The sequence below is a fragment of the Gemmatimonas sp. genome (genome assembly GCF_044345575.1).
Classification (GTDB): Bacteria; Gemmatimonadota; Gemmatimonadetes; order Gemmatimonadales; family Gemmatimonadaceae; genus Gemmatimonas.
Genome location: NZ_JBIJAW010000111.1, coordinates 1 through 9,745, shown reverse-complemented (window position 1 = coordinate 9,745; position 9,745 = coordinate 1). Strand labels below are relative to the sequence as shown.

The 9,745-nt window shown below is 66.7% G+C and carries 13 protein-coding genes; 1 reads left to right on the top strand and 12 read right to left on the bottom strand.

Features of this window, described 5'->3' with window-relative positions:
• The 7 genes from ytpR to ACIQ6O_RS08480 form a co-directional block, all read right to left on the bottom strand.
• Positions 1–595 (bottom strand): YtpR family tRNA-binding protein (ytpR, locus tag ACIQ6O_RS08510; RefSeq protein ID WP_396207351.1); only part of this gene is annotated, 595 nt, incomplete at its 3' end.
• Positions 592–1,602 (bottom strand): phenylalanine--tRNA ligase subunit alpha, encoded by a 1,011-nt coding sequence (pheS, locus tag ACIQ6O_RS08505; protein ID WP_396207350.1) that lies wholly within the window; start codon positions 1,600–1,602, stop codon positions 592–594. The genes pheS and ytpR, both read right to left, overlap by 4 nt.
• A 105-nt stretch (positions 1,603–1,707) precedes the next feature.
• A complete protein-coding gene (gene rplT / locus ACIQ6O_RS08500; RefSeq protein ID WP_396207349.1) occupies positions 1,708–2,079 on the bottom strand; it encodes a 50S ribosomal protein L20 in 372 nt (123 codons plus the stop codon).
• A gap of 12 nt (positions 2,080–2,091) precedes the next feature.
• Entirely contained in the window at positions 2,092–2,289 is a 198-nt protein-coding gene (gene rpmI, locus ACIQ6O_RS08495; protein WP_337170473.1) for a 50S ribosomal protein L35, read from the bottom strand.
• Positions 2,290–2,368: 79 nt separating this feature from the next.
• Positions 2,369–2,887, bottom strand: a complete 519-nt coding sequence (infC, locus tag ACIQ6O_RS08490; RefSeq protein WP_396207352.1) for a translation initiation factor IF-3 — start codon at positions 2,885–2,887, stop codon at positions 2,369–2,371.
• Positions 2,888–3,156: 269 nt separating this feature from the next.
• Positions 3,157–4,053: an MBL fold metallo-hydrolase gene (locus ACIQ6O_RS08485; RefSeq protein ID WP_396207348.1), complete on the bottom strand. Its 897-nt coding sequence runs from the start codon at positions 4,051–4,053 to the stop codon at positions 3,157–3,159.
• Positions 4,050–4,988: a PolC-type DNA polymerase III gene (locus ACIQ6O_RS08480; protein ID WP_396207347.1), complete on the bottom strand. Its 939-nt coding sequence runs from the start codon at positions 4,986–4,988 to the stop codon at positions 4,050–4,052. The genes ACIQ6O_RS08485 and ACIQ6O_RS08480 overlap by 4 nt, the downstream gene beginning before the upstream one ends.
• A gap of 110 nt (positions 4,989–5,098) precedes the next feature.
• Between ACIQ6O_RS08480 and ACIQ6O_RS08475 the strand changes: the two genes are divergently transcribed.
• A complete protein-coding gene (locus tag ACIQ6O_RS08475; RefSeq protein WP_396207346.1) occupies positions 5,099–5,743 on the top strand; it encodes a redox-sensing transcriptional repressor Rex in 645 nt (214 codons plus the stop codon).
• Here ACIQ6O_RS08475 and rsmA read toward each other — a convergent pair.
• The 5 genes from rsmA to ACIQ6O_RS08450 all read right to left on the bottom strand — a co-directional run.
• A complete protein-coding gene (gene rsmA / locus ACIQ6O_RS08470; RefSeq protein ID WP_396207345.1) occupies positions 5,719–6,552 on the bottom strand; it encodes a 16S rRNA (adenine(1518)-N(6)/adenine(1519)-N(6))-dimethyltransferase RsmA in 834 nt (277 codons plus the stop codon). The two genes, ACIQ6O_RS08475 and rsmA, sit on opposite strands and share 25 nt — an antisense overlap.
• Before the next feature lie 10 nt (positions 6,553–6,562).
• A complete protein-coding gene (locus ACIQ6O_RS08465) occupies positions 6,563–8,197 on the bottom strand; it encodes a PP2C family protein-serine/threonine phosphatase (RefSeq protein ID WP_396207344.1) in 1,635 nt (544 codons plus the stop codon).
• Entirely contained in the window at positions 8,194–8,613 is a 420-nt protein-coding gene (locus ACIQ6O_RS08460) for an ATP-binding protein (protein WP_396207343.1), read from the bottom strand. The genes ACIQ6O_RS08465 and ACIQ6O_RS08460 overlap by 4 nt, the downstream gene beginning before the upstream one ends.
• Before the next feature lie 38 nt (positions 8,614–8,651).
• Entirely contained in the window at positions 8,652–8,984 is a 333-nt protein-coding gene (locus ACIQ6O_RS08455) for an STAS domain-containing protein (protein WP_396207342.1), read from the bottom strand.
• 30 nt (positions 8,985–9,014) lie between these two features.
• Positions 9,015–9,745 (bottom strand): phosphate acyltransferase (locus ACIQ6O_RS08450; protein ID WP_396207341.1); only part of this gene is annotated, 731 nt, incomplete at its 5' end.

Sequence of the window (9,745 nt, the reverse complement as noted above, 5' to 3'; positions counted from 1 at the left end):
ACGGCACCACCGTGATGTCGGCCGGCACATGGCGCATGGCGACACCGGTGATCGCGCTCACTTCACGCGCGACCCCCACGTGCGACAGCAGGTCCGGGCGATTGGGCAACACATCGAGATCGAGGCGTGCATCGGCGACCTGAATGACCTCGAGAATCGGCGTGCCCGGTGTCGCCGGCGTGTCGAGCGTGAGAATGCCATCGTGCTCGTCGCCCAACCCCAGCTCACGCGAGGAGCAGAGCATGCCGTTGGACGTTTCACCACGAATCTTGCGCTTCTCGATCTTGAGTCCGCCGGGCATCACCGTGCCGGTGCGCGCGAACGGATACTTGCTGCCGGCCACCACGTTGGGCGCACCGCACACCACGTCGAGCAGCGTACCGCTGCCGTCGTCCACCTTGGTGACCCAGAGGTGATCCGAATTGGGATGGCGTCCCGCCTCCACCACCTGCGCCACGACGAACGCCGAGAGGTGCGCGCCGAGCGTCTCGATGTTGTCGAGCGTCACGCAGTGCCGGCTGAGTGCCTCGCCGATCTCCTGCGCGCTGTGCGTGTGCGGAACGAACTGCTTGAGCCATTCGTGCGAGACGATCATCGAGCGAACTGCTCCAGGAAGCGGACGTCTGAGTCGTAGAGAATGCGGATGTCGTTCACACCGTAGCGTGACATGGCGATGCGCGCCGGGCCCATGCCGAAGGCCCATCCGCTGTACTTCTCGCTATCGAGGCCGGCGGCTTCGATGACGTTGGGGTGCACCATGCCGCAGCCAAGGATTTCCACCCAACGCAGCCCCTTGCCGTCGCCGAGATCGACTTCGACATCCATCTGCGCGCCGGGTTCGACGAACGGGAAATACGACGGACCGAACCGCACGCGGCGCGAGGCGCCGTAAAAGCGGCGCGCGAACTCGGCGAGCGTGGCCTTGAGGTCCACGAAGCTCACGCCCTCGTCAATCGCGAGGCCCTCGAGCTGCATGAACGCCGGCGCGTGCGTCGCATCGAAGAAGTCGCGGCGATACACCTGGCCGGGCGCGAGTACGCGCACCGGCGGCGCGAAACGCTGCATGGTGCGCACCTGCACCGGCGACGTGTGCGTCCGCAGCAAGGTATCTTCGCCGAGATAGAGCGTGTCGTGGAGCTCCATCGCCGGGTGATCAGCGGGGAAGTTGAGTGCCCCGAAGTTGTACCACTCGGTTTCGGCTTCCGGCCCGAGCGCGATGGTGAACCCGAGTTCGCGGAAGATCTCGCAGATCTCGTCGATGACCAGGGTGACCGGATGCAGCGATCCGCGCCACGACCGACGCGCCGGCATCGTCCCGTCGAACGCCTGCGTCCCTGAGGCCGCGGCCTGGCGGGCGCCGAAGGCGTCGAGCGCATCCTGAATGGCGGTCTTGAGGGTATTGAACGCGGTTCCGGCCGCGCGGCGATCCTCGGCCGGCAGTGCCCGCAGCGCGCCTTGCAGCGCGGCGAGACGATCGTCCTTGAGGGCGTTCAACTGGCCCTTGGCTACGTCGAGCCGAGTCGTGGGATCGAGCCCATCGAGCAGCGCCTGGCACTCCTGCGCGAGCGCGTCAGCCTGGGCGAGGTAATCGGAAAGGATCACGAGGGGATTCGGAAACGGGAGCACGAAGGGCCGGCATCTTTCGACGCCGGCCCCTCAACTTAAACCAATCGGCGTGCCGCGGGGCGCGCTGACTCGCGGTGGCGGTTACGCCGCCGCGGTGGCTTCGAGCGCCTTGCGGGCCTGGGCCGCGATGGCCGCGAAGGCCTCGGGCTCACGCACGGCGAGGTCGGCCAGCACCTTGCGATCGACTTCGAGACCGGCGGCGTGCAGCCCGTTGATGAACGCGCTGTACGACATGTCGTGCATGCGGGCCGCGGCGTTGATACGCACGATCCAGAGGCGACGGAAGTCGCGCTTCTTGTTCTTGCGGTCGCGATAGGCGTAGCGCCAGCCGCGCTCCACAGTTTCCTTCGCGGCCTTCCACAGCTTGGAGCGGCCACCAAAGGCGCCCTTCGCGTGCTTGAGGATTTGCTTCTTGCGCTTGAGACGAACGACGTTGGACTTGACGCGTGGCATAGTAGGAGATCCTCAGGCCAGGATGAGACGCTTGATACGCTTCGCTTCGCCGTTGGTCTCGACGATTGCCGGGCGGCGGAGATTACGCTTCCGCTTGGCGTCCTTCTTGGTCAGGATGTGGCTCTTGTACGCCTTCAGGCGCCGCACCTTCCCCGATCCCGTCACGGAGAAGCGCTTCTTGGCGCCGCTGTGGGTCTTCATCTTCGGCATGTTTTACTCACGTCAGCGGTCAACCACCCCGATGTGGGGCGGCGTGTTCTCGGTTCACGCGCTCATCACCCGGGGGTGATCACTTCGGCGCGAGAATCATCGTCATCGACTTGCCTTCCATGGTGGGCGCGCTCTCGATCTTCGCCAGATCGGCCAGTTCCTGCGAAACCCGTTCGACCACCGCCTTCCCAAGCTCGGGGTGCGCGATCTGCCGGCCGCGGAACATGAGCGTCACCTTCACCTTGTTGCCTTCTTCGAGGAATCGCCGCGCATGGCGGGTCTTCGTATCGAAGTCGTGATCGTCGATCCCAGGACGGTACTTCACTTCCTTGAGATGAATCACGTGCTGCTTCTTCTTCGCGAGTCGGGCCTGCTTGGCCTGTTCAAACTTGAACTTGCCGTAGTCCATGATGCGAACCACGGGAGGCCGAGCCGCCGCCGCCACTTCAACGAGATCGAGACCCAGCTCCTGCGCCATGGACAGTGCCGTGTCCACTTCGAGGATACCCAGCTGGCTGCCATCGGCACCGATCACGCGAACGGGACTGATCCGGATCTGCCGGTTCACCCGTGGCGGACGCTTCGTCGAATCCTGAATAGTGCGTACTCCGGTAGAAGAAACAGAAAACGCGGACCCCAGTGAGGAGCCCGCGTCGCAAACGGCGCTGCGCCCGGGACATGCGCGACACGCGCATGACCGAACCCGCCGATCCCGATGGACTCCAGCAGCACACCTCGGGAGGAACAAGCCTCGCGCGAGGGCCGAAGGGTGGGCACGGCATCGATGCCGTGCCACTTCTCGATTGTGTCTTGCAACACCAACAGGATAAACCTAGACGCCCCGACGCGCAGGTCAAGGCCTTCCGGTCAGTCGGCCAGCCGGTACGCCTTTCCGTCATGCGCCACACGACCAAAGCCCACATGGGCGTCGTGTTCGAACACGACCTGCCAATCGTCGCGCACCGCCTCCGCCAGCAGCGCCCGCTTCGACTCCAGGGTCACGAGCGGTTCCACGTCGTACCCCATGATCCATGGCAGCGGCAAGTGATGCGACGTCGCGACCAAATCCCCAAGGAAGCAGAGCGTCTCGCCCCCCGACCGGATCAGTACGCTCTGGTGATGCGGCGTATGCCCGGGGGTCGGGCGCACCTCGATCCCGGGGACGATCTCCCGCGCACCAGAGACGAAGTCAAAGCGTCCCGCCGCCACGATCGGCGCCCAGTTGGCCGGAAAATAGCTGGCCGTCGTGCGCTCGTTCGGGTGCTCCGCGTACGCCCGCTCACCGGCCTGCACCACGTACCGGGCGTTGGGAAACGCGGGGAGCACCTCGCCCGACGGCGCGCGCCACGTGTTGCCGCCGGCGTGATCGAAGTGCAGGTGCGTGTTGATGACCAGCGTCACGTCCTCGGGGGTGAAGCCGGCGGCCCGAATACCGTCTTCCAGCGCGGTCCGCCCCTCCGCGCCCCGATTCTCGATGGCGTAGATGTCGTGAAACTTGGGCGTTTCCTTGTTGCCCGATCCCGTGTCCAGCAGCACCAGCCCGTCGTCGTGCTCCACGAGCAGACAGCGCATGCCAAGGGGAATCCGATTCTTCTCGTCGGCCCCGATCCGCCTCGACCATAACGTCTTGGGCACCACCCCGAACATCGCCCCGCCGTCGAGCTGCTGCCCCCCGGCCTGAATGGCATGGACGCGGAGTCGTCCCAGCATACGGGTCTCGAGTGCCGGCCCCGGAAACGGATACTGCGCATACACCTCGGTCACGCGATGTCGTCCTCGGAAACAGGAAGGGGAAACGCCCGCCGCCGCCGATCACTCGCCGTTCGGCGCGCGCGCGGGCCGCGGGGCGCCAACAGCGCCTCGAGCTCGGGCCAGGTTCGTACGCCTTCGCCCTCGGCCACCCGCAGCATGCGACAGAGCGCCTGCGCCGTAGCCAACGCGTCGCCGGCAGCGCGATGGCGCGCCTCGATCTCGATGTTGAAATAGCGGGTGAGATGATCGAGCGACCGTCGCGGGAGGTCCGGCAGGAGTGCCTTCGCCAGGCGCACGGTGCAGAGCCGCGGACCGGACAGTTCGTGCCCTACCCCGCGTCGGAGCTCCTCGCTCACGAAGCGCCAGTCGAAGCTCGCATTGTGCGCGACGAACACCGTGCCCGACAACCGGTCGAGCACGCCCTGGGCTACCTGCCGAAACGGGGGCTGGTCACGGACCATGTCCCAGCTGATCCGGGTGAGCGCCGTGATGTATGGCGGGATGGGCCGCTCGGGGTTGACGAGCTGGCTGAAGACGTCGCCGACCTCGCCGCCGCGCACCTCCACGATAGCGATTTCCGTGATGCGATCGCCGCCGCTCGCCTGCGTCCCCGTGGTTTCCACATCCACCACGGAGAAGGCAATGTCGGCTAGCCGCGGGACGGCAGCCGATGCAGCCGAAGCCGCGGGGGGCGCGGACGCCGTGCCGGCTTCGGTGAGTGCCCAGTGACCACTTGGCAGGCGCGCGAACTCGGGGTGGTGGCCAAGCAGGGCCTGCGCCATGCGCTCGGCCGCGTCGACCTGCAACCGCGCCACCTGACAGACGTCGCGCATAAGCGTCACGGCGTCGAGCGGTCCATCGGCCAGACACCGGAGGGCGCGCGCGGACAGCGTCGTGGGGCGCGGGGTGACAACAGTGCCGAACGGGCGCGAGGAAGGAGCGGTCACAATGGGAAAGATAGCGAGGTCGCCGACCGCCCCGCTGGTATTGGCGCCGCTTGTGTCCTAGCTTACATCCGTCTTTGTGAAGATTTTCACAAGCTCCCCAGACTCGTCTCGTGAAACGCATCGCCGACTCCACGGTTCGCCGCCTCTCGATGTACCTCCGCTATCTGGAGGATCTCGATACCCGCGGCCAGCAAACCGCTTCCAGCGACGAGCTCGCGCACCTGTGCGGCACGACCCCCGCTCAGGTCCGCAAGGACCTCTCCTTCTTCGGCTCGTTTGGTAAGCGGGGACTCGGGTATCCGGTGCACGAGCTCACGGCCCACCTGCGGGAGATCCTTGGCCTGCAGCGCGAGTGGAAGGTCGTGATCATCGGCGCCGGCAAGATCGGCGCGGCCCTGGCCAACTATCGCGGCTTCCGGCAGCGCGGGTTCACGGTGGCTGGCGTCTATGACAATGACCCCCGAAAAATCGGCCAGCCGTGGGGGGAATCCGTGGTGCGACCGATGGCCGAACTGGAAGGCGATATGGTGCACCTCGAGGCCCCGATCGCGGTGCTGGCCATCCCGGCCGATGGGGCTCAGGCCGTGGTCGACCGCCTCGTAGCGGCAGGCGTGCGTGCGGTGCTCAACTTTGCGCCCGCCCAGATCACCGTTCCGCCGCACGTGAACCTGAAAAGCGTGAACATGGCGATGGAGCTCGAAGGGCTGTCCTTCGCGCTCACCAACCCCGGCTATCTCGACGAAGGCGCGGCGTAAAGCGCCCGGACGAGGCGAGCAAACTCGACCGGCGTGAGCGTCTCGGGGCGCGCCATTGGATCGAGCCCGCAGCGCGTCACCACGTCGAGCGCCCGCTCCGCATCCAGTGACGCCACGGTGCGGATAACGCGCACCAACTGCTTCCGACGCAGACCGAACGCCGCGAGCACGAAGCTCCGGTAGCGCTCCTCGAGCTCCGGCTCGATAGCCGCCTCGGCCTTGGGCGTAATGCGGACCACGGCGCTATCGACCGCCGGGGGTGGGTTGAACGCCCCCGGAAGCACTTTTCGCAGGAACTCCACGTTGACCACAGCCTGCAGATTCACGCTCAGCGCCCCATAGGTTTTGTCGCCCGGCGGCGCCGCCATGCGTTCAGCCACCTCTTTCTGCACCAGATACACCGCCCTCTCTGGCCGCGGTAACTCTAACGCATGAAAGATGATAGGCGTGGTGATGTAATACGGAACATTACCTGCCAGGACGTAGGGTCCCCCCGCCAGATCCGCCAAGGTCGTCGTGAGCACGTCCGCCTCGACGATCTCGACATTGGGGCGATCGGCATAGCGGGCCCGCAGGTGCTGCACCAGATCACGATCCACCTCGATCGCCACCACGCGGGCAGCGCGGGCGACCAGACGGTCGGTGAGGGCCCCACGACCGGGACCGATCTCCACCACCGTCGTGCCCGACAGGTCACCCAGCGCCTCGACGATGGAGTCGAGGACCCGCGTATCGGTCAGAAAGTGCTGGCCGAACCGCTTGCGCGGGGCGGGCAATCGATTGGCCGAGGCCGACGATCGGTGTCGCATCAACGCTCCATCAGGGGCGGTCCACCACGACCACCGTGCAGTCGTCACGCAGCGCCGTGCGCCCCACGTGACTGTTCAGTTGGGCGAACACCGCCTCCAGGATGTCATCCGGCGTTTCCCCGTGCCGCATCCCGCCGAGCGTACGAAGCACGGCGTCCTCGGTCAGACGGTCATCGGCCGCGTTCCGGGCATCCACCACCCCGTCGGTCAGAAACACCAACCGGGAGCCGGGCTTCCACGTCATCACGCTTTCTTCGATCGTATCCTCGCACCAGCCAAGTGGCGGGGCAACCGCGGCCAATCGCGTCACCTGCCCGTCTGCCGTCAGCGCGAACACGTGTGGGTGACCGGCATTCGCATAGCGCACTTCGCCGGCCCGCGCGTCGATGACGGCATAGCACATCGAAATCGACATCTCGGTCGATTCGAGTTCGTCCTTCAGGCTCCGCTGCACCGCTTCCACCGCGATCGACGGGTCATAGGCGGACTGCACATGAATACCGGCCGCGCTCAAGGCCAGCGCCATGATGAGCGCCGACGGGTACCCGTGTCCGGAGACATCGCCGATAAGGACGCCCGTGCGGTCACGATCGAGGCGCGCCAGCAGAAAGAAATCTCCCCCCACGCTCTCGGCCGGGACCACCCGGGCCGCCGCTCTGGCTTCCGGCTGCACCACGCGCGGGTTGGGCAAGAGCTTGAGCTGCAACTCGTTGGCGAGCTGCATCTCCCGCAGCATCTGCTGGCGGTCCATCGCCGCCCGTACCAGACTCGCATTGTGCATCGCCGTACCGATCTGCGTACTCACGGCCATGGCCAACTTGCGATCGCCGGCGGTAAACGGCTGCCCACCATCGCGCCCCCCCAGTACGAGTACCCCCAGGGGAACGACTGGTTGCTCGAGCCCGCGACGCGTCGGGATGGCGAACGTACCGGTAATCCCGGCCCCGCTGCTCGGTCGCGTGATGGCCACCGCCAGTAGCGGCGCCCCGCGACCGGACAGAATGGCATCGCTCGCGGCGGCTGCCAAACCATCGTCGGCACAGGCACTCCCCGAACGGAACGCCCGCACGGCGATGTGCTCCCCATGGTCGAAGGGCACCGGATCATACGCGAGCTCCCCGAGCCCCAGCGACGCGATCGGCACCAACACATTCTGTGCCCGATTGGTCTGGAGAAACACGGCCCGCTTCGCGCCGACGGTAGCCGCCAACTCGATGAGCAGCGTCTCCGCGATCTCCTCCACCGAGGTGCTGCTCCCCAGCAGCTCGCCGATCGCGTACAGGAGATTGATCTCTTCGTACCGTTCGACCAGCTCGCGGGTGGCTCCATCTCGCTCACGCGTGAGCTTGCGCACCACCGGCAACAGCCTGCCAAGGAGTCGATCCGCGTCGGCGGCGTGCCCCGGTTGCACGAACAGCCACCCCACGCTGTCACCCGTGGTCACCAGCTGCGCGTGGAGCGCGTGCGTTCGCGCCCACGTGGCGACATCCCACGCCGTCGCGCCGGCCTCCGTGCGTGCGGCAAACGCGCCGGATGACGCCCCTAGCAACGACGGGGCAACCGTGCCTTCCCGACGCTCCCAGATGGCCGCTTCACGCCCGGTGGCCTCGAGAAACGCGGCCAGAAGGGCGGCGACCTCGGTCATACCCGATGGAGGATCAGTCGGAGCAGATGCCCCGCGTCGAGACAGCAGTTTTCGACGCGATCCATCAACTGCCGCATCAGAAAGATCCCTCGGCCGTCTTCCCGCTCGAACCAATCCGCATGGTCGGGCGTGCGCTCGCACTCGGCCAGCTCGAACCCGGAGCCCTCGTCGGTCACCTCCACGACGAGGCGCTCAGGCGAGACCTGCACGGCGAGCGTCACCTGGCGCGTGATGTCGCCGCCGTTCCCCTGCTGCATCGCGTTCGCGAGCGCCTCGGTGACCGCCACGGGCACGTTCAACCGACAGTGCCGCGCCGAGAACCCGGCGGCCTGGCACATGTCGACGATCTGCTCGACCACCGGTGTGATGAGCCGCGTGTCGGACGCCAGCGCCCACGAGTGGGAGGTCGACTGCACCGGGGACACCCGGAGCCGGGTTCGGGTGGCCACGAAGGTCAGCGGGTACCGAGCGCGTCCGCGCGTGTCGCGTAGAGGGGAAAGAGCGCGTCGAGCCGCGTCAGTTCGAACAACGTGCGAAGATCGTCGTTGAGACCGACCAGCCGCAGATCCCCACCCGACTCGCGCAGCCGCCGGCTCAATGACACCAATGCGCCGAGCCCTGAGCTATCGATGTAGCCAGACGTGCTGAAGTCGGCGACCACGAGTTTGACCCCCTGCTCCACGGCATCGAGAATCGCCTGCTTGAACTCCTGACGGTTGGTCACCACCAGCTGACCGTCGACCGTGACGATGAGCACGTCGTCCGTGCGTTCGAGGGAGAAGCTCATGCCTTGCTCAGAACCGGGGAAAGAAACGAGTCACTCGGCGCGACCCGCCTGCAGGGCGGTGATCGCCGCGACATGCACAATGTCGTCGGCCGTGGCCCCGCGGGACAAGTCACTGCACGGTTTGGCCAATCCCTGGAGGATGGGGCCGATGGCCATGCCATGGCCAAGCCGCTGGGTGAGCTTGTACGCGATATTCCCGGCGTCGAGCGAGGGAAACACGAGGACATTCGCGACCCCCGCAGCTGGCTCCCCCAACGCCTTGCGGCGGGCGATCTCGGGGATCAGCGCGGCATCGACCTGCAGTTCACCAGACACGATCAGCTGCGGGGCCTCCGCGCGAACCATGGCCACGGCTTCGCGCACCTTGCTGACCGACGGGCCGTCCGCGCTGCCCATGGAGCTGAACGACAGGAATGCCACGCGCGGCTCGTCGCCCACGATGCGCCGCCGATCGGCGGCCGCGGCGAGGGCGATGTCCGCGAGCTGTCGGGCCGACGGATCGGGCACCACGGCACAATCGGTATAGGTCAGCACCTCGCCGACGTCGCCCCGGAACGGCGGCACGATGAGGTAGAACGACGACGACACCGTCTTCACGCCAGGAGCCGCCCCGATGGTCCACAAGGCCGCACGCAGCACGTCGGCCGTCGTGTGCACCGCTCCGGCCACGCATCCGTCCGCTTCGCCCAGCGCCACGAGGCTGTCGGCGAAGTAGAGCGGATCGCGCGCCAGTCGCTCGGCGTCTTCTCTGGTGAGCCCGC